The 25,261-nt window shown below is 72.1% G+C and carries 24 protein-coding genes; 11 read left to right on the top strand and 13 right to left on the bottom strand.

Annotated features, from left to right (window positions below; translation table 11 throughout):
• Nucleotides 1–12 precede the first annotated feature (12 nt).
• Complete coding sequence (locus ACH4S9_RS33165; protein WP_311723226.1) at nucleotides 13–1,167, bottom strand: Gfo/Idh/MocA family oxidoreductase; 1,155 nt, start codon at nucleotides 1,165–1,167, stop codon at nucleotides 13–15.
• Nucleotides 1,168–1,278: 111 nt separating this feature from the next.
• Here ACH4S9_RS33165 and ACH4S9_RS33160 point away from each other — a divergent pair, with 111 nt between their 5' ends.
• The gene (locus ACH4S9_RS33160; protein ID WP_398375266.1) at nucleotides 1,279–2,274 is read left to right on the top strand and encodes a LacI family DNA-binding transcriptional regulator; all 996 of its coding nucleotides are present in this window, start codon (nucleotides 1,279–1,281) and stop codon (nucleotides 2,272–2,274) included.
• Nucleotides 2,275–2,302: 28 nt separating this feature from the next.
• Here ACH4S9_RS33160 and ACH4S9_RS33155 read toward each other — a convergent pair whose 3' ends face one another.
• A complete protein-coding gene (locus ACH4S9_RS33155; RefSeq protein WP_361192806.1) occupies nucleotides 2,303–3,208 on the bottom strand; it encodes an EamA family transporter in 906 nt (301 codons plus the stop codon).
• 86 nt (nucleotides 3,209–3,294) lie between these two features.
• Between ACH4S9_RS33155 and ACH4S9_RS33150 the strand changes: the two genes are divergently transcribed.
• Nucleotides 3,295–4,149 carry a LysR family transcriptional regulator gene (locus tag ACH4S9_RS33150; RefSeq protein WP_352127846.1) on the top strand — a complete coding sequence of 285 codons (855 nt, stop codon included), beginning with the start codon at nucleotides 3,295–3,297 and terminating at the stop codon, nucleotides 4,147–4,149.
• Between the two features lie 16 nt (nucleotides 4,150–4,165).
• Here ACH4S9_RS33150 and ACH4S9_RS33145 read toward each other — a convergent pair whose 3' ends face one another.
• Nucleotides 4,166–5,041 carry a LysR substrate-binding domain-containing protein gene (locus ACH4S9_RS33145; RefSeq protein WP_361192809.1) on the bottom strand — a complete coding sequence of 292 codons (876 nt, stop codon included), beginning with the start codon at nucleotides 5,039–5,041 and terminating at the stop codon, nucleotides 4,166–4,168.
• Nucleotides 5,042–5,202: 161 nt separating this feature from the next.
• Between ACH4S9_RS33145 and ACH4S9_RS33140 the strand changes: the two genes are divergently transcribed.
• The 3 genes from ACH4S9_RS33140 (at nucleotide 5,203) to ACH4S9_RS33130 (ending at nucleotide 9,023) form a co-directional block, all read left to right on the top strand.
• Nucleotides 5,203–6,381, top strand: coding sequence for a mandelate racemase/muconate lactonizing enzyme family protein (locus tag ACH4S9_RS33140; protein WP_311723230.1), 1,179 nt, complete (start codon nucleotides 5,203–5,205; stop codon nucleotides 6,379–6,381).
• A 108-nt stretch (nucleotides 6,382–6,489) separates the two neighbouring features.
• The gene (locus ACH4S9_RS33135; protein ID WP_398375263.1) at nucleotides 6,490–7,434 is read left to right on the top strand and encodes a 5-dehydro-4-deoxyglucarate dehydratase; all 945 of its coding nucleotides are present in this window, start codon (nucleotides 6,490–6,492) and stop codon (nucleotides 7,432–7,434) included.
• A gap of 251 nt (nucleotides 7,435–7,685) precedes the next feature.
• The gene (locus ACH4S9_RS33130) at nucleotides 7,686–9,023 is read left to right on the top strand and encodes a gluconate:H+ symporter (RefSeq protein ID WP_311723232.1); all 1,338 of its coding nucleotides are present in this window, start codon (nucleotides 7,686–7,688) and stop codon (nucleotides 9,021–9,023) included.
• Between the two features lie 97 nt (nucleotides 9,024–9,120).
• On the opposite strand, the gene ACH4S9_RS33125 is transcribed toward ACH4S9_RS33130, so the two are convergent.
• Nucleotides 9,121–10,059: an oxidoreductase gene (locus ACH4S9_RS33125; protein WP_398375261.1), complete on the bottom strand. Its 939-nt coding sequence runs from the start codon at nucleotides 10,057–10,059 to the stop codon at nucleotides 9,121–9,123.
• A gap of 99 nt (nucleotides 10,060–10,158) precedes the next feature.
• Between ACH4S9_RS33125 and ACH4S9_RS33120 the strand changes: the two genes are divergently transcribed.
• Nucleotides 10,159–11,100 (top strand): DUF2690 domain-containing protein, encoded by a 942-nt coding sequence (locus ACH4S9_RS33120; protein WP_398375259.1) that lies wholly within the window; start codon nucleotides 10,159–10,161, stop codon nucleotides 11,098–11,100.
• On the opposite strand, the gene ACH4S9_RS33115 is transcribed toward ACH4S9_RS33120, so the two are convergent.
• Nucleotides 11,072–11,584 carry a peptidoglycan-binding domain-containing protein gene (locus tag ACH4S9_RS33115; RefSeq protein WP_311723234.1) on the bottom strand — a complete coding sequence of 171 codons (513 nt, stop codon included), beginning with the start codon at nucleotides 11,582–11,584 and terminating at the stop codon, nucleotides 11,072–11,074. The two genes, ACH4S9_RS33120 and ACH4S9_RS33115, sit on opposite strands and share 29 nt — an antisense overlap.
• Before the next feature lie 128 nt (nucleotides 11,585–11,712).
• Between ACH4S9_RS33115 and ACH4S9_RS33110 the strand changes: the two genes are divergently transcribed.
• Nucleotides 11,713–12,648: a DUF2690 domain-containing protein gene (locus ACH4S9_RS33110; RefSeq protein WP_311723235.1), complete on the top strand. Its 936-nt coding sequence runs from the start codon at nucleotides 11,713–11,715 to the stop codon at nucleotides 12,646–12,648.
• Here ACH4S9_RS33110 and ACH4S9_RS33105 read toward each other — a convergent pair.
• From ACH4S9_RS33105 to ACH4S9_RS33085, 5 genes are all read right to left on the bottom strand, one after another.
• Nucleotides 12,584–13,504 carry a helix-turn-helix domain-containing protein gene (locus tag ACH4S9_RS33105; protein WP_361192818.1) on the bottom strand — a complete coding sequence of 307 codons (921 nt, stop codon included), beginning with the start codon at nucleotides 13,502–13,504 and terminating at the stop codon, nucleotides 12,584–12,586. The genes ACH4S9_RS33110 and ACH4S9_RS33105 overlap by 65 nt on opposite strands.
• A gap of 158 nt (nucleotides 13,505–13,662) precedes the next feature.
• Nucleotides 13,663–14,673 carry an LLM class flavin-dependent oxidoreductase gene (locus tag ACH4S9_RS33100; protein ID WP_385337274.1) on the bottom strand — a complete coding sequence of 337 codons (1,011 nt, stop codon included), beginning with the start codon at nucleotides 14,671–14,673 and terminating at the stop codon, nucleotides 13,663–13,665.
• Nucleotides 14,674–14,795: 122 nt separating this feature from the next.
• Nucleotides 14,796–15,014: an MbtH family protein gene (locus ACH4S9_RS33095; protein WP_311723238.1), complete on the bottom strand. Its 219-nt coding sequence runs from the start codon at nucleotides 15,012–15,014 to the stop codon at nucleotides 14,796–14,798.
• A gap of 91 nt (nucleotides 15,015–15,105) precedes the next feature.
• Nucleotides 15,106–16,119, bottom strand: a complete 1,014-nt coding sequence (locus ACH4S9_RS33090) for a Gfo/Idh/MocA family oxidoreductase (RefSeq protein ID WP_398375255.1) — start codon at nucleotides 16,117–16,119, stop codon at nucleotides 15,106–15,108.
• A gap of 32 nt (nucleotides 16,120–16,151) precedes the next feature.
• Nucleotides 16,152–16,934: a TIM barrel protein gene (locus ACH4S9_RS33085; protein ID WP_398375253.1), complete on the bottom strand. Its 783-nt coding sequence runs from the start codon at nucleotides 16,932–16,934 to the stop codon at nucleotides 16,152–16,154.
• A gap of 214 nt (nucleotides 16,935–17,148) precedes the next feature.
• Between ACH4S9_RS33085 and ACH4S9_RS33080 the strand changes: the two genes are divergently transcribed.
• Complete coding sequence (locus ACH4S9_RS33080; RefSeq protein ID WP_398375251.1) at nucleotides 17,149–18,282, top strand: LacI family DNA-binding transcriptional regulator; 1,134 nt, start codon at nucleotides 17,149–17,151, stop codon at nucleotides 18,280–18,282.
• On the opposite strand, the gene ACH4S9_RS33075 is transcribed toward ACH4S9_RS33080, so the two are convergent.
• Nucleotides 18,230–19,168 carry a fumarylacetoacetate hydrolase family protein gene (locus tag ACH4S9_RS33075; protein ID WP_398375249.1) on the bottom strand — a complete coding sequence of 313 codons (939 nt, stop codon included), beginning with the start codon at nucleotides 19,166–19,168 and terminating at the stop codon, nucleotides 18,230–18,232. The genes ACH4S9_RS33080 and ACH4S9_RS33075 overlap by 53 nt on opposite strands.
• Before the next feature lie 136 nt (nucleotides 19,169–19,304).
• On the opposite strand from ACH4S9_RS33075, the gene ACH4S9_RS33070 reads away from it, so the two are divergent.
• A complete protein-coding gene (locus tag ACH4S9_RS33070) occupies nucleotides 19,305–19,688 on the top strand; it encodes a tautomerase family protein (protein WP_398375247.1) in 384 nt (127 codons plus the stop codon).
• A 113-nt stretch (nucleotides 19,689–19,801) separates the two neighbouring features.
• Nucleotides 19,802–20,821 (top strand): alpha/beta fold hydrolase, encoded by a 1,020-nt coding sequence (locus tag ACH4S9_RS33065; RefSeq protein ID WP_398375245.1) that lies wholly within the window; start codon nucleotides 19,802–19,804, stop codon nucleotides 20,819–20,821.
• A 37-nt stretch (nucleotides 20,822–20,858) separates the two neighbouring features.
• Here the strand turns inward: ACH4S9_RS33065 and ACH4S9_RS33060 are convergent, their stop codons facing one another.
• The gene (locus ACH4S9_RS33060; protein WP_385337294.1) at nucleotides 20,859–21,464 is read right to left on the bottom strand and encodes a GPP34 family phosphoprotein; all 606 of its coding nucleotides are present in this window, start codon (nucleotides 21,462–21,464) and stop codon (nucleotides 20,859–20,861) included.
• Between the two features lie 227 nt (nucleotides 21,465–21,691).
• Entirely contained in the window at nucleotides 21,692–22,690 is a 999-nt protein-coding gene (locus tag ACH4S9_RS33055) for a D-cysteine desulfhydrase family protein (protein ID WP_398375244.1), read from the bottom strand.
• 117 nt (nucleotides 22,691–22,807) lie between these two features.
• On the opposite strand from ACH4S9_RS33055, the gene ACH4S9_RS33050 reads away from it, so the two are divergent.
• Nucleotides 22,808–25,216, top strand: coding sequence for a glycoside hydrolase family 44 protein (locus ACH4S9_RS33050; RefSeq protein WP_398375242.1), 2,409 nt, complete (start codon nucleotides 22,808–22,810; stop codon nucleotides 25,214–25,216).
• Nucleotides 25,217–25,261: the final 45 nt, after the last annotated feature.

Raw genomic sequence — 25,261 nt, 5'->3', positions numbered from 1 at the left:
TCGGACAGGGCCTTAGGCCGGGCTCACCCAGGTGCTCCGCTCGGCGGACCGGGCCATGGCGTCCAGCGCGGCGGCGCTGCGCACGGCGTCGTCCAGGGTGGCGCCGTGCGGCGTGCCCTCGGCGATGGAGCGCAGGAAGTGGTACGCCTCGATGACCTTGAGGTCGTCATAGCCCATGCTGTTGGCCGAGCCGGGCTGGAAGGCGGCGTACTCGCCGTGTCCGGGGCCGACGTACAGGGTGCTGACGGGCTGGTCCTGGTAGGCGTCGCCACGGCTGACGCCGAGTTCGCCCATGCGACGGAAGTCCCAGAGGACCGCGCCCTTGGTGCCGTGGATCTCGAAGCCGTAGTTGTTCTGCTCGCCGACCGAGACCCGGCTCGCCTCCAGCACGCCCCGCGCGCCGGAGGCGAAGCGCAGCAGACAGGACACGTAGTCCTCGTTCTCCACCGGGCCCAGCTCGCCACCGGCGGAGCGGGTGTGGCCGGCGGTGGCCCCGGTGGGGCGGGCCCGCTGGGGCACGAAGACGGCGGTGTCGGCGGCCAGCGACTCGATCTCGCCGAGCAGAAACCGGGCCAGGTCCACGCCGTGCGAGGCGAGGTCGCCCAGCACTCCGCTGCCGCCGCGCTCGCGCTCGTAGCGCCAGGTCAGGGCCCCCTCGGGGTGGGCGGCATAGTCGCTGAACAGCCGGATGCGGACATGGGTGACGGCGCCGATCTCCCCTGCGGCGATCAGCTCGCGGGCGGCGGCGACGGCGGGCGCGTTGCGGTAGTTGAAGCCGACGGCGCCCTGGACACCGGCCTCGGCCACGGCGTCCGCGACCGCGCGGGCGTCCTCGGCGGTCAGGCCGACCGGCTTCTCGATCCAGATGTGCTTGCCCGCCTCGGCCATGGCGGTGCCGATCTCGCGGTGCAGGAAGTTCGGGGCGGCGATGCTCACGGCCCGGACCCGGGGGTCGGCGGCGATCTCCCGCCAGTCCCGGGCCGCGGTGGCGAAGCCGTACCGCTCGGCGGCCTCCTCGGCGCGGCCGGGCACCTCGTCGGCGACGGCGACCAGTTCGGGCCGTACGGGCAGCTGGGGAAAGTGGTGCGGCACCCGGGCGTACGCCTGGGTGTGCACCCGTCCCATCCAGCCGAACCCCACGACGGCGACGCCGAGCGTACTCACCATGACTGCCCCTCTTTGGACCGTTCCAAAATGTTCCCGGCCCACACTGAAGACCATCTCCGCACCTGTCAATCCCTTTGACAACCCGACACGCGCTATGGAACGGTCCAGGCCATGAGACCACCGACGATCCGCGATGTCGCCGAACGCGCCGGAGTGTCGAAGTCGCTGGTCTCCCTGGTGCTGCGGGGCTCCGACCACGTGCGCCCGGAGAAGCGGCAGGCCGTCCTCGCCGCCGTCGAGGAGCTGGGCTATCGGCCCAACGCCGCCGCGCGCAGCCTCAGTGAGCGGCGCACCCGCACCGTCGGGGTCCTGCTCAACGACATGCGCAACCCCTGGTTCGTGGAGCTGCTCGAGGGCCTCAACTCCCGGCTGCACGACTCCGGTCTGCGCATGCTGCTGGCCGACGGACACCTCAACCGGCGGCTCGGCGAGGACCTCACCCGTACCTTCACGGATCTGCGGGTCGACGGTCTGATCGCCGTCGGCACGCTCCCGGCCGCCGAGGCGCTGGCCACCGCGGCCGGGAGCGTGCCGACCGTGGTGGCGGGCGCCCGCGAGCCGGTGCTGCCCGGGGTGGACATCGTCGCGGGCGACGACGAGCACGGCGCCCGCCTCGCCACCGAACACCTCATCGGCCTCGGCCACCGGCGCATCGCCCATATCGCGGGGCCGGGGGCGGTCGGCGAGCTGCGCCGCCGCGGCTTCGAGGCGGTGATGCGCGAGCGCGGGCTGGCCGGGACGGCGACCGTGGAGCAGGGCGACCTGACCGAGGAGGGCGGCTACCGGGCCACGGTCCGGCTGCTCAGCGCCCGGGAGCGGCCCACCGCCGTCTTCGCGTTCAACGACATAGCCGGTGTCGGCGCCCTGTCGGCCGCCGAGGAGCTCGGCCTCCAGGTGCCCCGCGACCTCTCCCTCGTCGGCTACGACAACACATATCTCTCGGGCCTGCGCCATCTGTGGCTCACCACCGTGGACAACGCCAGCCACGACGTGGGCCGCCGCGCCGCGCGGTGTCTGCTCGACCGGATCGCCGACCCCTCCCGCCCCGCCGAGGTGGTCCTCACCACCCCGGCCCTGGAAGTCCGCGGTACGACGGCGCGGCCGTAGCGGGCCGGTGGACCAGCGGCCCGTCCGGCTACCGGCCCGTCGGCTCCGCCTTTGCCCGGCCCATGATGCTGAGCGCGTTGGCGACGACGACGGCCCCGATGCCGGCCCACTCGATCCACCCCAGGCGCTGCCCGAGGACGATCCACCCGACCAGGGCGGCGAGCACGGGGTTGACGCTCATGAAGAGCCCGAAGGCCTGGGCAGGCACCCGGCGCAGGGTGAACAGGTCCGCGAGATACGGCACGGCCGAGGAGAGGACCCCGGCGGCGACGGCGCAGCCGACGGCCGCCGCGGTCGGCGGCTGCCGGACGGCGAGGACGATGCCGACGGGCAGGAACATCAGGGCGGAGAGTCCGGCGGCGGCCGCCGACCCCTGCGCGCCGGGGATGCGTCGGCCGACGGTGCGGTTGAGCAGGATGTAGGACGCCCAGCAGACGGCGGCCAGCACGGCCAGGCCCATCCCGAGGTAGTCGGCGGAGGGCCGCGGGCGCATCAGGGTGACGACGCCCGCCGCGGCCACGACCGCCCAGCACGCGTCCGCGCGGCGGCGCGAGGCGGCCAGGGCGATGGTGAGCGGGCCGAGGAACTCCAGGGTCACCGCAAGCCCCAGGCCGATCCGGTCGATGGCGCTGTACAGGGACAGGTTCATGGTCCCGAACACCAGGGCAAGCAGCAGCACCGGCCACCACTGCCGCCAGGTGAAGGTCCGCGGCCGGGGCCGGGCTACGGCGATCAGGACGACGGCGGCCACGTACTGGCGTACCGCGACGACGCCGAGGGGCCCGAGGACGGGGAAGGCGAGGGACCCGGTGGCGGCGCCGATCTGGTTGGACAGGCCGCTGCCCACCATGGTGGCCACGCCTGCCAGGCGCGCTCCCTCGGGCTTCGGCGCGGAGACGACCGGCGCGGGCCGGTGTGCGGAGGCTGCTCGCATGCCCCGATCCTGCGGCGGCCAGGCTCTTGCGCAAAATGCATCGACGGCGGGATCTATACGCTTGAGTCATGGATAAGGCTCGGGCCATGGATGTGGAGCTGCGGCAGTTGCGCTGCCTCGTGGCGATCGTCGACGAGGGCAGTTTCACGGATGCCGCCATCGCGCTCGGCGTCTCCCAGGCGGCGGTGTCCCGCACGCTGGCCTCGCTCGAGCGCGCTCTCGGCGCGCGGCTGCTGCTGCGGACCTCCCGCGAGGTGACGCCGACGGGGACCGGTCTGCGCGTGGTGGCGCACGCCCGGCGGGTGCTCGGGGAGGTGGACGGCCTGGTCCGGGAGGCGACCTCCGGCCACCGGCGGCTGCGGATCGGCTACGCCTGGTCGGCGGTGGGCCGCCACACGCTGGCCTTTCAGCGCCGCTGGGCCCAGGCGCGGCCCGAGACGGAGCTTCAGCTGGTCCGCGTCAACTCCGCCACCGCGGGGCTGGCGGAGGGTGTCTGCGATCTGGCCGTGGTGCGCAGACCGCTGGACGACCGCCGCTTCGACTCCGCCATCGTGGGTCTTGAGCCGCGTCTGTGCGCCCTGGCCGCCGACGATCCGCTGGCCCGGCGCCGCTCGCTCAGGCTCGCCGACATCAGCGGGCGCACGCTGCTGATCGACCGGCGGACCGGCACCACCACCACGGAGCTGTGGCCGTCCGGCTCGCGTCCGGCGACCCAGGAGACGCATGACGTCGACGACTGGCTGACCCTGATCTCCACCGGCCGCTGTGTGGGCATCACGGCGGAGTCCACCGCGAACCAGTACCCGCGGCCCGGCGTGGCCTACCGCCCGGTGCGCGACGCCGAGCCGATCGCGGTGCGGCTCGCCTGGTGGCGGGACGATCCGCACCCCGCCGCCCAGTCGGCGATCGAGCTGCTCACGGCGCTCTACCGGACGGGATGAACTCCGTCGGCGGCGCTCACAGGTGGCGGAGCAGGGCGTGCAGGACCGGGTTGTCGTTGGTCTCGCGCCAGACGAGGTTGAGCTCCACGGGGTTGGGGGTGTCCAGCTCGACCGGCTTGAAGACGACGTCGGCGTAGCGCAGCCGCGCGGCGGCCTCGGGCACCAGGGACACCCCCAGGCTGCAATTGACCAGGGCCAGGATGCTGTGGACCTGGCTCAGGTACTGGGAGAAGACGGGGGCCACATGCGCCGCGCTGAAGATGCTGATCAGCAGCTCGTGGAAGTAGCGGGCCTCCGTGGGTGAGTACATCAGGAACGGCTGTCCGTCGAAGTCCGCCACCTGAAGCGGTCCCTCGCGCGCCGCCAGGGCGTGGTCGCTGGGCAGCGCCGCGAGCAGCCGCTCACGCACGGCCGGGCGGGACCGCAGGTCCGGGCCGGTGACCGAGGGCCGGCCGAGCCCGAGGTCCAGCCGGTTCTGGGCGAGGGCCTCCAGCTGGTCGCGGGTGACCATCTCGTGCAGCACGATCTCCGCGCGGGGCATGGCCGTACGGGCGGTCTCCAGCAGCGTGCCGAGTGTGGAGTAGGCGCTGGCCGCGGTGAAACCGATGGCGATGGTCCCCGCCTCGCCGGTCGACACCTGCCGGACGGCGAGCGCCGCGTACTCGGACTGGCGCAGAATGCGGCGGGCCTCGGTCAGGAAGGCGCGCCCCGCGGGGGTGAGCCGCACCGAGCGGTTGGTGCGGTCCAGGAGCTGGACCCGCAGATCGTTCTCGAGCAGCTGGATCTGGCGGCTCAGCGGTGGTTGGGTCATCTTGAGCCGCTCGGCGGCCCGGGTGAAGTGCAGTTCCTCGGCGACCGCCACGAAACTGGCGAGTTGAGCGAGAGTGAACAATGATGCTCTCCCTGTATCAGCGCATACAAATTTTAAGTTAGACGGAGATCAATCCACCACTTAGCGTCAAGGGGCGGCTGAGCGAGACACGCCCGCGACACCGCGACCGGGCCACCTCAGGGGCCGGTCGCCCCGCTCGCACTCACAGGGAACGCTAAGTAATGAGCAAACCGGAAACGACGGCACTTGCCGCGCAGCAGGCAGGCGAGGCGACCCTCGACAGGATCTCCTGGATCAAGCTGTCCTCGGTCACCCTTCCGCTGGCCACTCCCATCAGCGACGCGAAGGTCTTCACCGGGCGGCAGAAGCCGATGACCGAGGTGGCCTTCCTCTTCGTCGAGCTCGCCACCGAGGGGGGCCATCAGGGCATCGGTTTCAGCTACTCCAAGCGGGCCGGCGGCCCCGGCCAGTTCGCGCACGCCAAGGAGATCGCCCCGACGCTGCTCGGCGAGGACCCCAGCGACATCGCCAAGCTCTGGACGAAGCTGGTGTGGGCGGGCGCCTCCGTCGGACGCAGCGGACTGTCCACCCAGGCCGTGGCGGCCTTCGACATCGCCCTGTGGGATCTGAAGGCCAAGCGGGCCGGGCTGCCCCTGGCCAAGCTGCTGGGCGCTCACCGCGACTCGGTCCGCTGCTACAACACCTCCGGCGGCTTTCTGCACACGCCCACCGAGCAGCTGCTGGAGAACGCCTCCGCCTCGCTGGCGTCGGGCATCGGCGGCATCAAGATCAAGGTCGGCCACCCCGACGGCAAGGTGGACCTGGGCCGGGTGACCGCCGTGCGCGAACACCTGGGCGACGAGGTGCCGCTCATGGTCGACGCCAACCAGCAGTGGGACCGTCCCACCGCCCAGCGCATGGGGCGCGCCCTCGAGGAGTTCGGGCTGATCTGGATCGAGGAGCCCCTCGACGCCTATGACGCCCGTGGCCACGCCGCCCTCGCGGCCTCGCTGGACACCCCGGTGGCCACCGGGGAGATGCTGGCCAGCGTGGCCGAACACTGGGAGCTGATCCGCAACGAGGCCGCGGACATCATCCAGCCCGACGCCCCGCGCATCGGCGGCATCACCCAGTTCCTGAAACTGGCCGCCCTCGCCGAACACCAGCACCTCCAGCTCGCCCCGCATTTCGCGATGGAGATCCACCTCCACCTCGCCGCCGCCTACCCGTACGAGCCGTGGGTGGAGCACTTCGACTGGCTGGAGCCGCTCTTCAACGAGCGCCTGCACATCAGCGACGGCCGTATGCATGTGTCCTCCCGGCCGGGACTCGGTATCACCCTCAGCGAGCAGGCCCGGGCCTGGACACAGGCGGAGTGCGAGCTCGGCTCGCGCCCCTGAACGTACGCCTCGAGGAAATCGGGTCGCCCACCCATTGACCTGTTGGATGGGCCACCCTAACCTCCATTCTCATATCTAGACCAAATGCATGTATGTGGAGACGAGTTCATGACTCTGAACACGGCGGCCCAGGAAGTCGCGCAGCGGCTGCGTCACGGCATGGCGCGCGGCGTGCTGTCCTTCCCGCTCACCAGCTTCGGTGAGGACGGCAGCCTGGACCTGGCCGCCTATCGCGAGTATCTGACCGCTCAGCTGGACACCGAACCCGGCGCGGTGTTCCCCGCGTGCGGCACCGGAGAGTTCACCGCCCTCGACGAGGACGAGTACCGCCAGGTGATCACCACCGCGGTGGACGTGGCAGCCGGACGCATGCCGGTGGTCGCGGGCATCGGCTACGGCTACGCGCAGGCGCTGCGCTTCGCCCGGATCGCGGAGGAGGCCGGCGCGGACGCCGCCCTGGTGCTCCCCCACTATCTGCTCAAGGCCCCTCAGGACGGCCTGGTGGAGCAGGTGCGCCGGATCGCCGCCGGGACCCGGCTGCCCCTCATCGCCTACCAGCGCGACCAGGTGGCGTTCACCATCGACGGCCTGCGCCGGATCGCGGAGATCCCCACCGTCATCGGTCTGAAGGACGGCCACAGCGACCTGGACCGGCTCCAGCGGCTCACCCTCGCCGCGCCCGACGACCTCCTGTTCTTCAACGGGGCCGCCACCGCCGAGGTGCAGGCCCGCGCATACGCCACCGTCGGCGTGTCCCCGTACTCCTCCGCCGTCCACGCCTTCGCGCCCGAGATCGCGAACGCGTTCTTCACCGCGTTTCAGGACGGCGACGACGAGCGCATGGACCAGTTGCTGCGCGAGTTCTTCGTCCCGCTGGTCGAGCTGCGCGACCGGGTGCCCGGCTATGCCGTGTCCCTGGTGAAGGCCGCCGCCCGGCTGCGCGGCAAGCCGGTCGGCCCGGTGCGCGCCCCGCTCGTCGACCCCGGCCCCGAAGACCTGGCCGACCTGGAGAAGCTCCTGGCACACGGGCTGAGCCTCGTGGCCGACCACTGAACACCGGCCACTGAACACCGGCCACTGAACACCGGCCGATAACGATCTGACACACCCATGGGACCCGGGCGGCCGCACGCGCCGCCCGGCCCAGCCTCCCGCCGCAGCCTGCGACGAGGGCCCGACCGGCGTGGCCGTCGGCCATGACCGGGCCATCCCCCACATCTCCCTCCGCCCGGTCCGCACGTGTTCCAACCCGTCCAACGGACCGGATGCCACTTCCTGAGTGCAGTTCAAAGGGGAACTGACCCATGCCTCTTGTCGTAGTCGGAATCAGCGTCCTGGCGCTGCTCTTCCTGATGACCAAGGTGAAGCTGAACGGCTTCATCTCCCTCCTCCTCGTGGCCGTCGCCGTGGCGCTGGTCCGAGGCGTCCCGATGGAGAAGATCCCGGACGTCCTCGGCGAGGGTGTCGGAGGGCAGATCGGCGACACCCTGATCGTCGTCGGGCTCGGCGCCATGCTCGGCCGCGTCATGGGAGACTCCGGCGCCGCCCAGCGAATATCCGGAAAACTCATCGACACCTTCGGCCTGCGCCGGGTCCAGGTGGCCATGGTGGTCACGGCCATGCTCCTGGGCGTGACGATGTTCTACGAGGTCGCGTTCGTGATCATCGTGCCCGTGGCGTTCACCATCGTCCGGGTCACCGGAAAGAACCTGCTGTGGGTCGGGCTCCCGATGTCGATCGCCCTGTCCACCATGCACAGCTTCCTGCCGCCCCACCCGGGCCCCACCGCCGTCGCCGCCACCTTCCACGCCTCCGTCGGACTGACGCTGTTCTACGGCCTGTTTTTCGCCATCCCCTTCGGAGCGCTCATCGCGCTGGTGTGGCCGCGCCTCCCGTTCGTCAGGAAGATGAACCCCACCATGCCCAAGGGCCTGGTCTCCGAGCGCACCTTCACCGAGGAAGAGATGCCCAGCATGGGCTGGTCCCTCTCGGTGGCCCTGGTCCCGGTGGTGCTGATCGCGTTCGCCGCGGTGTACGACATGGCGGTGTCCGAGTCCAACCCGGCCCGGCCCTTCATCACCTTCATCGGCTCCGCGCCGGTCGCCCTGCTGCTGACGCTGCTCCTGGCCGTCTGGGCGTTCGGCCCGCGCATCGGCCGGTCGCTCTCCGAGGTCAGCGCGTCCTGCAACTCCGCGGCCCAGGCGATGGCCATGATCCTCCTGGTCATCGGCGCGGGCGGTGCCTTCAAGGGCGTCCTCGTCGAGGGCGGGATCTCCGACTACATCAAGGACGTCACCGAGGGCTGGAACATCTCGCCGATCATCCTTGCGTGGCTGATCGCCGTCATCCTCCGGATCGCCCTCGGATCGGCGACCGTCGCGGTCGTCACCGCCGCCGGTGTGGTGGAGCCGCTGGTCGCGGGCAGTGGAGTCCACCCCGAGATGATGGTGCTCGCCGTCTCCTGCGGTTCCATCGCCTTCAGCCACGTCAACGACCCCGGCTTCTGGATGTTCAAGGAGTACTTCAACCTCTCCGTCATCGACGCCATCAAGGCACGCACCACCTACACCACCACCCTCGCGGTCCTCGGTCTCGGTGGCGTCCTCGCCGTCGAAGCCTGCCTCGACGCCTTCGGGGTATAGCCGGCGCGGCCGGCCACCCTCGAGTTCAGCCACAACGCGCCCGCTCCGACGCCGAATCCCTCCGGCGGCGGAGCGGGCGCGCTGTGGCGCGGCGTCCTCAGCCGCCGGACACCTCCTCGGCGTCCAGGGCGGACACCTCGTCGTCCGAGAGCCGCAACTCCGCCGCGGCCACGTTCTCCACGAGGTGGTCCGGGTTCCCGGTGCCGGGGATCGCCAGCACATGCGGCCCCTGGCGCAGCGTCCACGCCAGCCGGACCTGCGCGGGTGTCACCCCGTGCGCACGGGCGACCGCGAGCACCGCTTCACCGTCGGTCGCGCCCGCCCCGGCCTCGCGCCCCGCTCCGGCGATCGCGTAGAACGGCACATAGGCGATGCCCTGCTCGCCACAGGCCCGCAGGAGATCCCGCTCGTCGGCCGGCGCTCCGACGCCGTAGGCGTTCTGCACACAGACCACCGGCGCGATCGCCCGGGCCTCGGCCAGATGCTCGCGCGTGGCATTGGATATGCCCAGGTGGCGTACGAGCCCGGCGGTGCGGAGGTCGGCCAGGGCGCCGAAGTGTTCGGCGACGGAGCCGGATCTGCGGCTCGGCGGGACCCGTAGATTCACCACATCCAGGTGGTCACGGCCCAGTTGACGCAGATTCTCCTCGACCTGGCCGCGCAACTGCTCCGGTGTGGCCCACCACCACGCGCCCGACGGGTCCCGGCCCGCCCAGACCTTGGTGGCGATGACGAGGTCCTCCGGGTAGGGCGCCAGCGCGCGGTTGATGAGTTCGTTGGCGGACCGCAGCGACGAGAAGTAGAACGCCGCGGTGTCGATGTGGTTGACACCGAGTTCGATCGCGCGCCGCAGCACGCCGATGGACCGTTCGCGGTCGCTCGGGGCGCCGAAGCCGAAGGCGGCGCTGCCCGTCAGTCGCATCGTCCCGAATCCGAGGCGGTTGACGGTCAGATCGCCGAGGTTCCAGGTACCCGCGACCGCGGCGGTGGGTTTCCCCTGGGTCATGTTCGCTGGTGTTGTGTTGTCGTTGGGCATGAAAAAAGCCTCCTCAGCAGATTGAATCCGCGATGAGAAGGCTCAGTAACTGGTCACTAGTATAGCGGGCGGGCGACGGGTGGCGGCGGAAGGGGTGTCATGGCCCGATGGCGACCGCTGCCTGGTGATCTTCCGCCCCAGGCGCGCCGGCTGGCCGAAGAGCTGAGGCTGCACAAGGACCGCTCGAGGCTGAGCCTGACCTCGCTCGCGGCCAAGACCGCGTACAGCAGCTCGTCCTGGCACCGCTATCTCAACGGGCGGGCGCTGCCGCCGTGGGAGGCCGTCGACGCGCTCGGCCGGCTCACCCGGGCGGACCGGGGGCTGCTGCGGGTGCTGTGGGAGTCCGCCTCGGACGCCTGGACGGCGGGGCAGGGCGCGCAGACAGAGCAGAGCGCGCAGACTGTGCGGACCGCGGGTGAGCCCCGAGAGCCGGAGGGGGCGCAGGGGTCCGATCGCGGGCCCTCGACCCCCGCCCGGCCGCGGCGCCCCTCCCGCAGGACGGCCGTCGGCGCCGTGGTGGCGGTGTGCGGGCTGCTGGCCGCGTTCCTCGCGTTACTCGTCATACGTCCCTGGGGCGATGGTGTCCGCCCGCGGAGCGCACCGCCGGGAGCGCCCGAGGGCTCACCCGCCTGGCCGTGGGAGCTGCGCTCCCAGGGGACGGGCCCCACGGGTACGCACTGCGCGGCCCGCTCGTGCCAGGGCCGGGATCCGTACCGGGACGGATGCGACCGCGACAGCGTCACCGTCCACGCGCTGAGCGCTCACGGCCGGACCCTGCGCCTGCGGTACAGCCCGGTGTGCCGGGCCGTGTGGGCGGAGGTGGATCCGGCGGACGGCACCGGACAACTGCTGGCGGCCGCCGCGGGGGCTACGACGCAGACCGCCGCCCGGGGCGCGGCGCACACCGCCATGGTGGCGGCCGACCAGCACAAGGCGCGTGCCTGCGTGGTGGTGGCGGGGCAGCAGCTCGGCGTGACCGAGCACGACAGCTGGATCGGCCCCGTCGGCGCCGTCAGCGGCGACGGCACTGGACGAGGGTGACCGCGTCCCTCCGCAGCGCACGGAATCGGCCACCGTCGTACACCTCGTACGCGCCGCCGCTCGCCCGGCGCAGCGGCAGGTTCCGCTCCTCGCCCTGGTACACCGTCCACGGCGGGATCCGGGTGAGGCGCCGGCCGGCGAAACCGAAGGTCGCCCGGCCCACGATGCCGTCCGCGTCGAGCCCGTGGTTGCTCTGCCACACACGGGTCGCCTCGGCGGTCGCCGCGTCGTAGGCGCAGCTGACCCCGGACCGGGGCAGATAGCCGTCCGCCCACAGCACCGCCTGCCACATGCCCACCAGGTCGCTGCGCTCCACCCGTCCCCGGGCGAGCTGCGGTTCGTCCCGCCAGTCGTCGGCGAGCGCCCCTCCCCCGTCCACATACGACGGCGGGGGCGACGCGCGGCCGGGAGCCGCGCCCAGCGTCAGCACCGCCGACATCGCGAGCACTGTGATCGTCCGTAACGCGACGCTCCCGCGCGCCATGCTCGTTCCTCCCCCAAACGGCATGCGGGCCTGACAGTTGGCGGAAATCAGCTCCTGTCCGACCTGCTTGAAGCCAGAGTGACGCAAAGGAGTATGCATCAGCCGAGGATCGGGGCTGGGATATAACCATGGCCGACTGGAAGTCCCTGCCGGACACCCTGGATCCGGATGTCCGCAACCTCGTGGAGCAGCTGCGCCGGTACAAGGACCGCAGCGGGCTGAGCCTGGCCGCGCTCGCGGAACGCACCCTGCACAGCAAGTCCTCCTGGGAGCGCTATCTCAACGGCAAGGCCCTGCCCCCGCGGCAGGCGGTGGAGTCCCTGGGCCGCGCCGTGGACGCCGATTCGGCCCGGCTGGCCGCGCTGTGGGAGCTGGCCGAGCGCGCCTGGAGCGGCCGCGAGGCGCCGGGACGCCGCGCGCCGGCGGACTCCCCCGCGTCCACGGTCGCCACCCCGCCCGAGGCCATGTCACCCGAGGCCACGCCGCCCGAGGCCACGCCGCCTGTCGGGCGCGCACCGGCCAGGAGGACACTCCTGACCGCGGCATCGATATTGGCCGTCCTGGCTCTGGGCGCCGCCGCCGTGTGGTGGTGGGGACCGGACGACGAAGCCCGGCCGCGCTCGGCCTCCCCCTCCCACTCAGCGGCCGGGGAGTTGTACACCCACTGCTTCCAGGAGAGCTGCGCGGGCAAGGACCCGAAGGAGATGGGGTGCGCGGGGGACGCCTGGACCTCGGCCCTGACCAGGTTCCACGGCGTGTATGTGGAGCTGCGGTACAGCGACTCCTGCAAGGCGGCGTGGTCCCGCATCAGTTGGGGACACCCCGGTGACATCGCGAAGGTGGTGGCGGCCGAACACGCCTCGTACCAGGACAAGGTGCACTACGACACTGATATCTACAGCCCCATGGTCGCGTCCGCCACTCCGTCGGAGGCCAGAGCGTGCACCGTCCTCACCTCGGGAGCACACGACTGCACCAAGCCGGGCGGTTCGGCACACCTCACCGAGGCGCCCGAGCCCCCCGCCTCCGATACTCCGCCGGGGACAGTCCGTACGCACGCTTGAACGCCCGCCCGAACACCGCCGCGTCCCGGAACCCCCAGCGCCCCATGATCCGGCCGACGCTCTCAGTGGCGAGACCGGGGCTGAGCAGATCGGCCCGGCAGTGCTCCAGCCGCCGCTCCCGGATATAGCCCCGGACGGTCTGCTTGTCCTGCTGGAAGAGATGGTGCACATAGCGCAGGGAGATGTGATGCGCCCTGGCGATGCCGAGCGGCGCCAACTCCGGGTTCGCCAGCCGCAGGTCGACATAGGTCTTGATCTCGTCCAGCAGGGTGGCCTGGCGTGACCGCGACCGTGCGGGGTCCCCCAGGTCGGCCACGCCGCTGAGCAGGGCGACCGTCAGATCGACCACCGCCGACCCCAGCCACAGCGCCTGCCGCGCCTCGACCAGCGCCGCCTGGGTGGCGAGGCCCTCGATGAGGTCGGACAACAGCGCCCCCGCTCCGCCCGACGACGGCAGGGGGCGGGCCGTCAGGGAGCACGCCACCCGGGCCGGGGCCGGCACCGTCCGGCACGGGAGGCACACCGCCACGGCCCGCGCCGACGGCGTCCCCCGTACCGTCATGGCCGGCGCGGTGTCCGGCGGGGCCCACAGGGCCAGCTCCCCCGGGGCCAGGCGGACCGCGTCGTGGCCACCGCTCAGCGTGAGCGGCCCACCCGAGGCCAGTACCACCTGCCACGTCTGCGCCGTGCCCGGCGCCGCGGCGCTCCACCGTACGCCGGGCCGCGCGGGCGGCCCGGGCGGGCGCAGCACCAGCAGGCGCGCCGGGCCGAGGTCCAGCTCGGTTCGCTCGCCCGACAGGAGCCGGCCGATCGCGGGTGCCGCCCCTGACCGCGTGTCGTGCGTGGTGCCCTGCATCGTGGTGCTGTCCTTCCGTCCCGTCCCCTCGCTCCGACCGAGCTTGGGGCCGGGTCCCGGCAGTGGCCACCGTTGCCGGAGAGCTGAGCTGAAAGAGGGACGTCCACCGCCCTGACCTGCGGGGATGCGGGACACCACGACAATCCCGCGGGACGCGGTCACCGGCCGTCGGCGAGCCCCGCGATCCGGGCCAGCCCGCGATGGGAGGCGATCAGGGCGTCCCGGTCGTAGGTGCTGGTTGTGACCATGATCTCCTGGGCGCCGGTCTCCTTGATGACCGTCTCCAGTTCCTCGGCCACCTGCTCCTCGGTGCCGTGGATATGGCCGCGCAGGGCCGACTCGTAGCGGTCCCGCTCCTTCGGACTCATGGTCCGCCGCTCGATCTCCTCCGCCGGGACGAGCGGCGGGAACGTGCCGTGGGTGCTCGAGTACGCGATGGCCCACGCCTCGGGGACCAGCAGCCGACGGGCCAGCTCGGGGGTCTCGGCGACGGCGACCGTGCCCGCGGCGACGACAAACGGCTCGTCGGCCCACGCGGAGGCGCGGAAAGCGGCGCGGTAGTGGTCGATCGCGCGCAGCAGCTTCTCGCGGCCCCTGAGGTCGCCGATCACCAGCGGAAGCCCGGCCTCGGCGGCGATCGCCGCGCCCTCGCCGGTGGCCAGGACATACGGCGGGACGCGCAGCCCCTCGGCGGGGCGGGCGTGGACGCGGGTCGGCGAGGTGCCCTCGAACCAGCCGAGGAGCTCGGCCAGCTGCCCCGCGAAGTCGTCGGCGTCGTCCTTGTCCCGGCCCAGCGCCCTGCGCACGCCGTCGGTGAAGCCGACCGAGCGGCCCAGGCCCATGTCGATCCGCCCGGGGAAGAGGGACTCCAGCACGCCGAACTGCTCGGCGACCACGAGCGGTTGGTGGTTGGGCAGCATCACCCCGCCCGTGCCGACCCGGATCCTGTGCGTGGCGGCGGCGATCGCGGCGGCCAGCACGGTCGGCGCCGAGCCCGCGACGCCGGGCACGCCGTGATGTTCGGCGACCCAGATCCGGTGGTAGCCGAGCCGCTCCGCCTCCTGAGCCAGGCGCACGGTGTCGCGCAGCGCCTGCGGACCACCGTGTCCCTCCCGGATCCGCGAGCGGTCGAGGATCGAGAACCGGGTCGAGGCGATCAATGAGCTCACATGAGGTTCAACGCCTGGCCGGCCCCGGCATTCCCGCCACGCCGAGGCCCGGCGCCGAGACGATCCCGGGGCGCTCCCCGCCGAGAGCGCCCCGGGATACGGCGAGGTCGAGTTGCGCCGACTCAGCTGTTCGCGTCGGCCATGGCCTTCACCAGACTGGCCGGACGCATGTCCGTCCAGTTCTCCTCTATGTACGCCAGGCAGGCGTCCCGGGTGTCCGCCGACTTGGCGACGGTCCAGCCGGCGGGTACCTCAATGAATTCCGGCCACAAGGAATGCTGGCCCTCGTCATTGACCAGCACGAGGTAAGTGCCGTCCGGGTCTTCGAACGGGTTGGTCATGGGTGTGCCTTTCCGTCGTCCGTCGGTGCACTTGGCAACGTACCCGGCGCACGCCTTGATGATCGGGCGTCCGGGAAAAATCACGGAGCGGTCATTCGTCCACGCGGACCGGTCCGCCCGTCGTGACCGAGCGGATGGCGGCGAGGGCGATGGACAGGGCGGCGCGTGCGTCCTCGCCGGTGACGGAGGGAGTACCGCCACTGCGCACCCGGTCTGTGAAGTCGGCGAGCTCGGCCACATAGGCGTCGCGGAAGAGGTCCTGGTCGTAGGTGACGCAGTCGGCCGCGATGCCGTCCGGGCCGTAGGCGGTCAGGTGGCTGCGGCGGATGTCGCCCATGGTGAGCATGGAGGCCGAGCCGAAGACCTCGCCGCGGACGTCATAGCCGTATACGGCCTGGAAGTTGGCCTCGGCGGTGGCGAGCGCGCCGTTGTCGAAGCGGATGGTGACGACGGCGGTGTCGAGCAGGCCGCGGTCCTTGAAGTCGGGGCGCAGCAACGCGTCGGCCATGGCGAAGACCTCGACCGGTTCGGCGCCGGGGTTGAGGAAGCGCAGGGTGTCGAAGTCGTGGATGAGGGTCTCCAGGAAGATCGTCCACGGTGGGATGGGCGCGGGGTCGGCCAGCTTGGGGTCCCGGGTGAGCGAGCGCAGCAGCTGCGGAGTGCCGATGTCACCCGCGACGATCTTGTCGTGGGCGGCGCGGAAGCCCGTGTCGTAGCGGCGGTTGAAGCCGACCTGGAGGAGCACGCCCGCGTCGGCGGCGGCCGTGATGGCGCGGTCGGCCTCGGCGAGGCTGACGGCCATGGGCTTCTCGCAGTAGACGGCCTTGCCCGCCCGGGCCGCGGCCTCGACGAGGTCGGCGTGGGTGCGGGCCGGGGTGGCGATGACCACCGCCTCGACCCCGGGGTCGGCGAGCAGCTCCCCGATCTCGGTGTGGGCCGTGGCGCAGCCGAGCCGGTCACCGAGGCGCCGCGCGGCGCCCGGGGCCGGGTCGGCGACGGCGGCGAGCCGGACACCGGGAAGGCGGTGGGCGAGGGTCTCGGCGTGGAACGATCCCATCCGACCGGCGCCGATGAGACCGACGGGGAGGGGGTGTCGCGTGGTCATGCGGGTGCTCCGTACGTCCGTAGGGGGTGTGGTCAGAGGGTGAAGGCGGAGCGGAAGCGCTCCAGGGCGAGTTCGCTGTCGTCGGAGGCCCATGCCTCCATGGCGACCGTGCCGTCGTACCCGAGGGCCGCGAGGGTGCGTGCCACGGCCGGGTAGTTGATCTCCCCGGTGCCGGGTTCGCGGCGGCCGGGTACGTCGGCCACCTGAATCTCGCCGATCAGGCCCAGGCCATGGGCCCGGCGGACCAGCTCGATCAGGTTTCCCTCGCCGATCTGCGCGTGGTAGAGGTCCAGGTTCATGCGCAGCCCGGGTCGGTCCACGGCGGCGACCAGGGCCAGGGTGTCGGCGGCCTTCGCGAACGGCACACCGGGGTGGTCGACGGCGGTGTTGAGGTTTTCCAGGGTGAAGGTGACACCGGTGCGCTCGCCCAGCTCGGCGAGGCGGGTGAGGGTGCGGTGGGCGGCGATCCACATCTCCCCGGTGGCCTCGCCCGCCACCGGCGCCACCGGCAGGCCTTCGCCGTCCAGGCCGGTGCCGTGCAGATTCAGCCGGGGACAGCCGAGCCGCCCGGCGGTCTTCACCGACTCCTCGGCGGTGCGCAGGAGTTCGGCCGCCCCGTCCTCGTCCGTCAGGCTGCCGCGGAGGTAGCCGGTCATCGAGGAGAACACCGCCCCCGTGCGCTCGAGGGCGGCCAGGTCGTGTCGCGTCCAGTCCCAGATCTCAACCTGGAAACCGGCGTCATGGATGCGTCGCGCCCGCTCCTGGATCGGCAGATCCCGGAAGACCATCTCGGCGCAGACCGCCAATGTGTACATCGCCGCTCACCCTCTCTCGAGCTAGAACGTTCTAGCCATGGGGCAGCAGTACGCCAGCCGCCGGGCGGGCGTGTCAAGAGGTGTCCGCGGTAAAATCGCTAGAACGTTATAGGCGTCGCGGGGGTCGGCAGCCACTCCCCTGGGCTACGATCGACGGCCGGGGGCCGAAACCTCGGCCGACCCGACCTCGACCGCGACACCAGGGAGATCTCAGGTGCCACCGACGCCGGCCAGCCCTCACGGGAAGCGCCCCACCCTCGCCGATGTCGCGGCGCGGGCGGGCGTGTCGACGGCGCTGGTCTCCATCGTGATGCGCGACGCGAAGGGCGCCGGTGCCGCCACCCGCGAGCGGGTGCTCGAAGCCGCGCGCGAGATCGGCTACCGGCCGGACGCCCGGGCGCGGCTGCTGCGCAGCCACCGGTCCCATCTCCTCGGGGTGCAGTTCGGCCTCCAACATCCCTTCCATTCCGACCTGTTGGAGAGCATCTACGCGGTGGCCGAGCCGGCCGGGTACCAGATCGCGCTGAGCGCTGTGGCCGCCGGACGCAGCGAGCAGCGCGCCACCGAAACCCTGCTCGCCGACCGCTGCGAGGCCCTGATCCTGCTCGGCCCGCAGGCGCCGGCCGCGCGGCTGGCGGAGCTCGCCGCGCAGCTGCCGGTGGTCTCCGTGGCCCGTCGGCTGCGCGGGTCCACCCCGGGCATGGAGGTCGTACGGACCGCGGACGACGAGGGTGCCCGGCAGGCCGTGGACCACCTGGTGGCGCTCGGCCACCGCGACATCGCCCATATCGACGGCGGCCGGGCGCCGGGCGCCGCGGACCGGCGCCGCGGCTACCGCACCGCCATGCAGCGGCACGGCCTCGCCGACCGCGTCCGGGTCCTGCCCGGCGGCCTGACCGAGGAGGACGGCGCCACGGCCGCCCGCGAACTCCTGGCCGCCGACCCCCGACCCACCGCCGTCCTCGCCTTCAACGACCGCTCCGCCACCGGCGTCCTCGACATCCTCCTCCGGGCCCGGGTGTCCGTCCCCGACGAGATCTCCGTCATCGGCTTCGACGACACCCATCTGGCCCGCCTGGCCCACATCAACCTCACCACCGTCGGCCAGGACATCCCGCGCCTCGCCGAACTCGCCGTCGGCCGGGCCATCGCGCGCCTGGAGGGCGCGAGCACCTCGAGGGAGAACACCACCGAGGACGCCCGGGGCGACGGCACGCTCCGCGCGGAAGCCGTCGTCGCCCCCCGCCTCGTCATCCGGGGCACCACGGCCGGGCCCGGCCGGGTCCCCGGCGGAATCAGCCCGGGGAGCGGTGGCTCCGGTGCGCACGGCGCGTCAGCGGGTGGCTGATCGCCTCCACCAGCCAGTCCAGTTCGGCCTGATCGACCCGTACCGGGTTGCGCAGCGTGCCGACGCCGTCGATGGATATCTCCACCACGTCCCCGGCGCTCAGCGTGAAGTCGAGCGCGGGCACGATGCCGGTGCCGGTGGACAGCACGGCGCCGTCGGGGAAGGGCTGGGAGCGCCACAGGTGGTCCACCAGCCCCCGCGGGGTGCGGTGGAACGCGGCGGTGGAGGTGGCGCCCCGGTAGACCGCCTCGCCGTCGCGCCACACCACCATGGCGATGTCCAGCGCGTCGGGCGCCGCCACCTCCCAGGCGGGCACGATGCCCGAGGACACCGCGGCGCTTCCGGCGTAGATCTTGGCCTGGGGAAGGTAGAGCGGGTTCTCGCCCTCGATGGACCGTGAGCTGACGTCGTCGGCGACCAGGTAGCCGACGGTCTCACCGTGCCGGTTGAGGACCAGCGCCAGCTCGGGCTCGGGGACGTTCAGCTCGGAGTCGTCCCGTACGGCGATCGGCTCGCCGTCGGTCACCACCCGCCAGGGCTGCGACTTGAAGAACAGCTCCGGGCGCTCGGCGTCGTAGATCCGCTCGTAGACCGACTGCTCGGTGCTCTCCTCCACCCTGGCTTCGCGGGAGCGTTCGTAGGTCACCCCCGCGGCCCACAGCTCCATCAGCCCGTCGAGCGGCGGCAGCAGCAGGACGTCCCGCTCGTCGACGGCGACCGGGCCGGCGGCGGTCTCCTCGACCAGGGCACGCAACTCGGCCGCGGGCGGCCGCAGCAGCTCGGCGACGAGCGGCGCTCCGGCGAAGGCCCGGATCGCGCCGGTGTCGTCGGAGACTCCGGTCCGGACGGTCTCGGTGTCGTCGGCGAAGCGCACGATGCGCGTCATATGGCGTCCTCTTCCTGTGGCGACAGTGTGATCGTCCTACCCACGGAAGCGGAATGCGACCGCCCGACCCGCATCACCTTCTTCTGTACCTACTAGTATGTACGATCATCACCGCCACGGGAGGAGCACCGCCGATATGCCATTCGTCCGCATCGACGCCCTGGGAGCCGACGGCGATCGGCTCGACGCGCTCGGCCGCGCCGTGCACGACGCCATGGTCGAGACCATCGGCTTCCCGCCCGACGACCGGTTCCAGGTCCTGACCGGCCACGACGGCGCCAGCAGCGCCCTGCGCTACGACGACTACCTCGGCATACAGCGCGACGACGGCATCGTGTACATCGCGATCACCATGCGCTCCGGGCGCCCGCCCGCACAGAAACGGGCGCTCTACCGGCGGATCGCCGAACTCGCGCACGCGTACGCGGGGACCGAGCCGCGGAACGTGTTCATCGTCCTGACCGAAAACGAGTCGATCGACTGGTCGTTCGGCCACGGGGTGGCGCAGTACGACACCTGACGCGGCATCGTGCGTCACCGGCTTGACCGGTGACGCACGCCCGTGCCAGAGTCCTGCTCACGGCACGCTGCGTCACGCCCTGTGGCAGCGGGATGACGGCGGAGGGGACTCGGATGTTCAACAGGCGGAGCTTCGGCAGGATCGCGGGCGCGGGCGCAATCGGCGCGTCGATCGCCGGCCGGGCCACCCCGGCGTCGTCGGCGCTCGCACGGCCCCAAACATCCTTCGACTCGCTCGAACAGATCAAGGCCGGTGTGCTGAACGTCGGCTACGCCGAAGTCGGCCCCGCCCATGGCCCGGCAGTCATCCTGCTGCACGGCTGGCCGTACGACATCCACAGCTATGTCGACGTCGCTCCGCTGCTGGCGGCGCGGGGCTACCGGGTGATCGTCCCGTATCTGCGCGGCCATGGGACGACGCGCTTCCTCTCGAGCCGGTCCTTCCGCAATGCCCAGCAGTCGGTGATCGCTCTCGACATCATCGCCCTGATGGACGCGCTCAGGATCGAGAAGGCGGTCCTCGCCGGATTCGACTGGGGGTCACGGACGGCCGACATCATCGCGGCGCTCTGGCCGGACCGCTGCAAGGCCCTGGTCTCCGTCACCGGCTATCTGATCGCCAACCGGGACGACAACAAGCAGCCGCTGCCGCCGAAGGCCGAATGGGCCTGGTGGTATCAGTACTACTTCGCCACGGAGCGAGGGCGGCTCGGCCTCGAGCAAGAGGAGTACCGGCGCGACCTGGCGCGGCTCGTCTGGACGTTCAACTCGCCGATGTGGGGCTTCGACGATGCCACGTTCGACCGGACCGCCGCCGCGTTCGGGAATCCGGACTACGCCGCCATCGTGATCCACAACTACCGCTGGAGGCTGGGCCTGGCGACGGGCGATCCGCGCTACGACGGCCTGGAGGAGCGGCTGGCCCGACGCCCCGTCATCGGAGTGCCCACGGTCACCCTCGACGGGGAGCGCGACCCCTTCACCCCCGCCGGGGACGGCGCGATGTACCGGGACAAGTTCTCGGGCCCGTACGCGCACAGGACCCTCAAGGGCATCGGCCACAACGTGCCCCAGGAGGCGCCGGAAGCCTTCGCCGAGGCCGTCCTCGAGGCCGACAGACTCCCCCGCCGCTGACCGTCGGGGAACACCCGGCCACCGCGCCGGACACGACCTAGTCGCCCCGCCAGATGTTGTCGAAGGCCGCCTGCTCGATGGCTCGCCGCTGGCGTACGGCTTCCAGCTCCATCACGGCGTCACTGACCGCGGCCAGCACGGTCACCACCGCTTCGTCGGCCACCTCCGCCGCGTCCCCCGTCGGCTCCTCGCGGATGCCGACGGCCGCCGCGAGGGTGGCGAGCACGGGCTCGCCCGATGCCCAGCGGTCCGTCGCGCGGCGGCGGGCGGGCGAGTCGGCCAGGGCGGCCCGGCCGGCCCCGAAGGGCGCCCAGCGGTGGTGCCGCCGGGTGACCTCCCCGTCCTGCTCCAGCGAGGCCATATAGGCCGTGGACAGGTCACGGCCCCTGCGCCACAGCCAGTCGTCGACCAACTCGTACGGCGCCTCCCGGTCGAGCGACGACGCCGCCTCGTCCAGCAGACGGTCGGCCATCGTCGGGCGCAGGCCGGGCACGACGCGGTCGCCGTCGAGGGTGAGGGCCTCGGCATCGAGGAGGTCGATCATCTCGGCTCCCGCGAGCGCGAGCGACAGGTCCCCGCGCTCCACCGGGCGGTCGGGCACCGTGTCCAGGGCGACGATCAACAGGTCCCGCGGTGTGGTCATGAGTGGCTCCACGTCAGAGGCATCGGTGGCCATACGTCGCTGAGCAGCCGCCCCGTGAACGGTGTCGGTGTCCGGCGAAGGAGTTCCCCGTACCCGGCCGACTGTAGCGCGGCTCGGCCACGGGTGGTCCGACCGGAGCGCGGCGGTTTCCACCGGTATGGATGTCCGTCCCGGGGCGGTGTGCTACGCGCCCGGCGGTAACCGCCCGTCTGGGCACGGACGGTGCGTCATCCGGTGTCGGTCACGGCTGACCGGGCGCGCCGCAGGGCCTCGGGATGTCCGAAGAGTCCGGGCAGGCCACCGGTGTGCAGAAACACCGTGCGTTGGCCGGGGCGCACGTGGCCGTCGTGGACGGCCGCGATGAGACCGGCCAGGGCGCGGCCGGTGTAGACAGGGTCGAGGACGATGCCCTCGGTGCGGGCGGCGGTGGTCATGGCGGCCATGACCGGGTCGGTGAGCGCGGAGTAACCGGCCCCGACCTGGTCCAGGCGCAGGCGCAGCCCGTCAGCCGCCCGGCGGTCGGCCGTCCCGCCGTCGGACAGGCCGCCGACCAGCGCGCTGACGGTCTGTTCGGGGTCGGCCACGGCGCCGCAGTGCACTCCCAGGACCCGCTCGGCTCCCAGGGCGTGGACGAGCCCGGCCATGGTGCCGCCCGAGCCGAGCGCCACGACGACGGTGGACAGGTCGGGGGCCTGCTCCAGGAGTTCCCGCCCCGCCTCGGCGTAGCCGCGGGCGCCCAGCACGCTGGAGCCGCCGAAGGGGATGACCGCGGGGCGGGCCCCCTTCGCGCGCAGGTCCTCGGCCACCGACGCCACGGCGGCCGCCAGCTCCGCCTCGCTCACCTCTCCGGCCCAGACGACACGGGCGCCGAACAGGCCGTCGAGCACGATGTTGCCGGTCATCCCGGCGCTCGGCGCGCCGGCCAGCACCAGCACCACGTCCATGCCAAGCCGGGCGCCGGCCGCGGCCGTCAGCCGGGCGTGGTTGCTCTGCGCGGCTCCGCTGGTCACCAGCGTGGTGGCGCCTTCGGCGCGGGCCGCGCCCGCCGTCCACTCCAGCTTGCGGACCTTGTTGCCCCCGCCGCCGAGGCCGGTCAGGTCGTCGCGCTTGATCCACAGGTCGTCAGGGGCCAGTCCGATCGCCCGGGCCAGCCGGGGCGCGGCCTCCAGCGGAGTGGGACGGCTCATCAGGCGGGCCCGCACGGTTTCCGGTTGCTCTTCGGGCATGGCTACCGCCTTCGCTGCGCTCTTCGGTCCAGACGGTTGACAGTACCCCGGACCTCACTGACCATGTGAAAGCCGTGGGAGCGCTCCCATTATCCCGTTCAGAAGGAGATCATGCGCATGACTCCGAGAACCGCGCTGGTGGCCGCGGTACTGCTGGTGGCCGGTGCCGGTCTGGCCGACCCCGTCCCGGCGAGCGCCTTACCGGGCGAAGGGGCGCGGCCCGCCGCCGCGGAAGGCCCCGCGCTCACGGTCGACGCCACCACCGGGCGCCACGCCATCGACCCGCACATCTACGGGATCAACTTCGCCGAGGAGGCGCTGGCCAAGGAGCTGCGACTGCCGGTACGGCGATGGGGCGGAAACGCCACCACCCGCTACAACTACAAGCTCGACGCCTACAACGCGGGCTCCGACTGGTACTTCGAGAATCTGTACTACGAGAACGGCACCGCCCAGCTGCCGGACGGCTCGGAGGCCGACAAGTTCGTCGAGCAGAATCGCCGCACCGGCACCGACACCATCCTGACCGTGCCGATGATCGGCTCGACGACGGCGGCCCGCAACGCCGCCTGCGGCTTCAGCATCTCCAAGTACGGGCCCCAGAAGGGCAGCGACGCCCAGTGGCGCCCGGACTGCGGCAACGGTGTGAAGACCGACGACACCAACGTCACCGGAAACGACCCCGCCGACACCAGCGTCGCCGCCGGCCCGGAGTTCACCAAGGGCTGGGTGGAGTACCTGAACCGCGCCTACGGGTCCGCGGACGCCGGCGGGGTGCGCTTCTACAACCTCGACAACGAGCCCGACCTGTGGTTCACCACCCACCGGGATGTGCACCCGGCCGGCACGGGCTATGACGAGATGCGTGACAGCACGTATGCCACCGCCGCCGCGATCAAGGACGCCGACCCCGGCGCGCAGACCCTCGGTCCGGTCGGCTGGGGCCTGAACTCCCTGATCTACTCCGGCCTCGACCAGAAGACCTGCAACGAAAAGGGCGGCGACTGCTGGTCCAACCCCCCGGACCGGGCGGCCCACGGCGGGCAGCAGTTCGCCCCCTGGTACCTCCAGCAGATGAAGGCCTACGAGCAGAGCCACGGCCGCCGCATCCTGGACTACTTCGACAACCACATCTATCCGCAGCAGTCCGGGGTGTCGAGCGGCAACGACGACCCGGCCACCCAGGAGCTGCGGCTGCGCTCCACGCGACAGCTGTGGGACCCCACGTACGTGGACGAGAGCTGGATCAACCAGCCCGTCCAGTACATCCCGCGCATGCGCTCCCTCGTCGACGAGAACTACCCGGGCACCAAGCTCGCCATCACCGAGTACAACTGGGGCGCGCTCGACCACATCGACGGCGCCCTCGCGCAGGCCGATGTGCTCGGCATCTTCGGCCGGGAGGACCTTGACCTGGCCACCTTGTGGTCCCCGCCCAAGTCCACCGACCCCGGTGCCTACGCCTTCCGCATGTTCCGGAACTACGACGGCAACGGCGGCTCGTTCGGCGACACCGCGGTCCGGGCGGCCAGCGCCGACCAGGAGAAGCTCTCGGTGTACGCGGCCGAGCGCGACAGCGACCACGCGCTCACCGTGATGGTCGTCAACAAGACCACCGGGGACCTGACCGCCCCGGTGTCCGTGACCGGCCGCACCGGGCCGGCCGGCTCCGCGCAGGTCTACCGCTACGGCCAGGACGACGTCACCTCGATCAAGCACCTGGCCGACCAGCCGCTGACCGACGGCGGGTTCACCGCCACCTTCCCCGCGTACTCCATCACCGAGTACGTCCTGCCCGCCGGTTCGTCCGAGGCGCGTCCGCCCACCGCCCCCGGCACCCCGACCGCCGGCGCGGTCGGCTCGGACCGGGCCACACTGTCGTGGGCCGCGTCCACCGCCGGTTCGTCCCCGGTGGCGACCTACCAGGTGTACTCCGGCGACCCCGCCGGCGCCGCCCCGGTCGCCACGGTCGACGCCCCCGCCACGAGCGCCACCGTCACCGGGCTGTCCCCGGCCACCGCCTATACCTTCCGCGTGGTGGCGAAGGACACCGCGGGCCGCAGCTCGCCGCCGTCGGCCCCGGTGCGGCTGACCACCGCCACCGCCCCGGCCGCCACCTGCACGGTCGACTACCGGGTGAGCAACGACTGGGGCTCCGGCTTCACCTCGACCGTCACGATCACCAACAAGGGCCCCGCCCTGAACGGCTGGCAGCTGGGCTTCTCCTTCACCGGCGGCCAGAAGGTCGCCCAGGGCTGGAACGGCGCCTGGAGCCAGAGCGGCACCCAGGTCACCGTCAAGGACGCCGGCTGGAACGCCGCGCTGGCCACCGGCGCCTCCACCACCATCGGCTTCAACGGCACCTACACGGGCACCAACCCGGCGCCGCGCGACTACACCCTGAACGGCAAGTCCTGCACCGTTCCCGGCACCGCGGCCGCCGCGCATATCACGGCCCCGACCGGGCACGCGCCCGGCGCGAACGCCGTGCGCGGACACGCCGTGCGCGGACACACGACCCCCTGAACCACCCCCGGTGAGCCGTGTTCCGGGGCCCGTGGACACCCGTCC

Source organism: Streptomyces sp. NPDC021225, assembly GCF_044332865.1.
In the GTDB taxonomy this organism is placed as follows: Bacteria; Actinomycetota; Actinomycetes; order Streptomycetales; family Streptomycetaceae; genus Streptomyces.
This window is presented reverse-complemented; position numbering and strand designations above follow the sequence as displayed.

What these genes read in the sequence shown, in the direction of transcription:
- ACH4S9_RS33130 (WP_311723232.1), top strand. Translation starts at nt 7,686, where the DNA reads ATGCCTCTTGTCGTAGTCGGAATCAGCGTCCTGGCGCTGCTCTTCCTG.
- ACH4S9_RS33155 (WP_361192806.1), bottom strand. Translation starts at nt 3,208, where the DNA reads ATGCGAGCAGCCTCCGCACACCGGCCCGCGCCGGTCGTCTCCGCGCCG.
- ACH4S9_RS33060 (WP_385337294.1), bottom strand. Translation starts at nt 21,464, where the DNA reads ATGACCACACCGCGGGACCTGTTGATCGTCGCCCTGGACACGGTGCCC.
- ACH4S9_RS33160 (WP_398375266.1), top strand. Translation starts at nt 1,279, where the DNA reads ATGAGACCACCGACGATCCGCGATGTCGCCGAACGCGCCGGAGTGTCG.
- ACH4S9_RS33090 (WP_398375255.1), bottom strand. Translation starts at nt 16,119, where the DNA reads ATGACCACGCGACACCCCCTCCCCGTCGGTCTCATCGGCGCCGGTCGG.
- ACH4S9_RS33150 (WP_352127846.1), top strand. Translation starts at nt 3,295, where the DNA reads ATGGATGTGGAGCTGCGGCAGTTGCGCTGCCTCGTGGCGATCGTCGAC.
- ACH4S9_RS33110 (WP_311723235.1), top strand. Translation starts at nt 11,713, where the DNA reads ATGGCCGACTGGAAGTCCCTGCCGGACACCCTGGATCCGGATGTCCGC.
- ACH4S9_RS33135 (WP_398375263.1), top strand. Translation starts at nt 6,490, where the DNA reads ATGACTCTGAACACGGCGGCCCAGGAAGTCGCGCAGCGGCTGCGTCAC.
- ACH4S9_RS33055 (WP_398375244.1), bottom strand. Translation starts at nt 22,690, where the DNA reads ATGCCCGAAGAGCAACCGGAAACCGTGCGGGCCCGCCTGATGAGCCGT.
- ACH4S9_RS33085 (WP_398375253.1), bottom strand. Translation starts at nt 16,934, where the DNA reads ATGTACACATTGGCGGTCTGCGCCGAGATGGTCTTCCGGGATCTGCCG.
- ACH4S9_RS33075 (WP_398375249.1), bottom strand. Translation starts at nt 19,168, where the DNA reads ATGACGCGCATCGTGCGCTTCGCCGACGACACCGAGACCGTCCGGACC.
- ACH4S9_RS33165 (WP_311723226.1), bottom strand. Translation starts at nt 1,167, where the DNA reads ATGGTGAGTACGCTCGGCGTCGCCGTCGTGGGGTTCGGCTGGATGGGA.
- ACH4S9_RS33140 (WP_311723230.1), top strand. Translation starts at nt 5,203, where the DNA reads ATGAGCAAACCGGAAACGACGGCACTTGCCGCGCAGCAGGCAGGCGAG.
- ACH4S9_RS33105 (WP_361192818.1), bottom strand. Translation starts at nt 13,504, where the DNA reads ATGCAGGGCACCACGCACGACACGCGGTCAGGGGCGGCACCCGCGATC.
- ACH4S9_RS33120 (WP_398375259.1), top strand. Translation starts at nt 10,159, where the DNA reads ATGGCCCGATGGCGACCGCTGCCTGGTGATCTTCCGCCCCAGGCGCGC.
- ACH4S9_RS33115 (WP_311723234.1), bottom strand. Translation starts at nt 11,584, where the DNA reads ATGGCGCGCGGGAGCGTCGCGTTACGGACGATCACAGTGCTCGCGATG.
- ACH4S9_RS33070 (WP_398375247.1), top strand. Translation starts at nt 19,305, where the DNA reads ATGCCATTCGTCCGCATCGACGCCCTGGGAGCCGACGGCGATCGGCTC.
- ACH4S9_RS33125 (WP_398375261.1), bottom strand. Translation starts at nt 10,059, where the DNA reads ATGCCCAACGACAACACAACACCAGCGAACATGACCCAGGGGAAACCC.
- ACH4S9_RS33050 (WP_398375242.1), top strand. Translation starts at nt 22,808, where the DNA reads ATGACTCCGAGAACCGCGCTGGTGGCCGCGGTACTGCTGGTGGCCGGT.
- ACH4S9_RS33065 (WP_398375245.1), top strand. Translation starts at nt 19,802, where the DNA reads ATGTTCAACAGGCGGAGCTTCGGCAGGATCGCGGGCGCGGGCGCAATC.
- ACH4S9_RS33095 (WP_311723238.1), bottom strand. Translation starts at nt 15,014, where the DNA reads ATGACCAACCCGTTCGAAGACCCGGACGGCACTTACCTCGTGCTGGTC.